2 pseudogenes are annotated in these 1,287 nt (G+C 55.5%); both read left to right on the plus strand.

The window, feature by feature from the left end:
* Positions 1 to 102, plus strand: a pseudogene (locus GOB85_RS18715) (IS5-like element ISMex42 family transposase); the annotation flags it as partial.
* Positions 103 to 196: 94 nt separating this feature from the next.
* Positions 197 to 1,144 (plus strand): annotated as a pseudogene (locus tag GOB85_RS18720) (IS110 family RNA-guided transposase).
* Positions 1,145 to 1,287: the final 143 nt, after the last annotated feature.

Raw genomic sequence — 1,287 nt, forward strand, 5'->3', positions numbered from 1 at the left:
CTCAAGGAGTGGCGCGCTGTCGCAACCAGATACGAAAAAACAGCAACGTCGTTCCTCGCGGTCATCCACATCGCTGCCGCAGCAGACTGGATCAAGCCCTAACAGGCCCTAGAGTCTGACCGCCCCTTCTTTTCCTTGTGCCCTGAACGGATACCCGAGGTTCGGCCTCGGACGACAAGCATAGGACATGGAAAAGATGACATCTGCTGCTGAAATTTCCAGGCCTGCCGGGTTGGATGAGCCAATTACAATTGGCATCGATGTTTCCAAAGATCATCTTGATGCCGCACGCTATCCATCCGGCGACACAACGCGTGTCGCGAATACCCGTAAGGGTCATACGGTCCTACTACGTTGGTCAGATAGCGCGTGTGGTGTTCGAAGCCACAGGACCTTACCATAAAGGATTGGAACAGCGCCTCAATCTGACCGGATTGACCATTGCCAAGGTCAACCCACGTCAAGCCCGACGTTTTGCCGAAGCCACAGGAAGATTAGCCAAAACTGACCGTGTCGATGCCCTTATGCTGGCGCGCTTTGGAGCACTTCTCGAGCCTGTCTCTCGTCCGGTGCGTACCGAAATACAGAACCAACTCACTGAACTGGTGGCCGCTCGACGCAGCCTGGTGCGCGACCGCACGGCACTGCTCAATCGCGCTCAGATCCTGACAATCGAACTGCTCAAGCGCCATGCCCGGCATCGTTTGCGGCAGATCAACGCGCAAATCATGTTGCTGGATACGGCCATTGAAACTATCATTGGAGAAGATCCCGTGCTGACGCGTCGACGTGAAATTCTCCTGAGCATTCCGGGCCTGGGTCATGTCACAGCCCAGGCACTTCTTGCCGATATGCCTGAACCTGGAGCCATGGACGAAACGCAGGCCGCCTCTCTTGCCGGACTGGCACCCGTCACGCGCCAGTCCGGCAAGTGGCAGGGAAAAAGCTTCATAAGGGGGGACGCACTTATATTCGGCAGGCGCTCTACATGCCCGCTCTCGTCGCCATGCGGTTCAATCCCGATTTAAAGCGGATCTACAATCGGCTCATTGACAACGGCAAGCATGCCAGGCGCGCTATTACCGCGGTCATGCGCAAACTCGTTATCCTTGCCAATGCGTTGTTACGCGATGACCGAACCTAGACCCCAAAAGCAGCTTGATCACAACGGATACTCTAGCCCATCTTATTCACGGCATTGAGTATTTTGCGTGGATTTTTCCGTTTCTATGGTTTGGGCGCGCGGGATCGCACCGGGTTGAGGCGGTGTCATTTTGAAACGGTGGA

The sequence above is a fragment of the Acetobacter fallax genome, assembly GCF_011516735.1.
GTDB lineage: Bacteria > Pseudomonadota > Alphaproteobacteria > Acetobacterales > Acetobacteraceae > Acetobacter > Acetobacter fallax.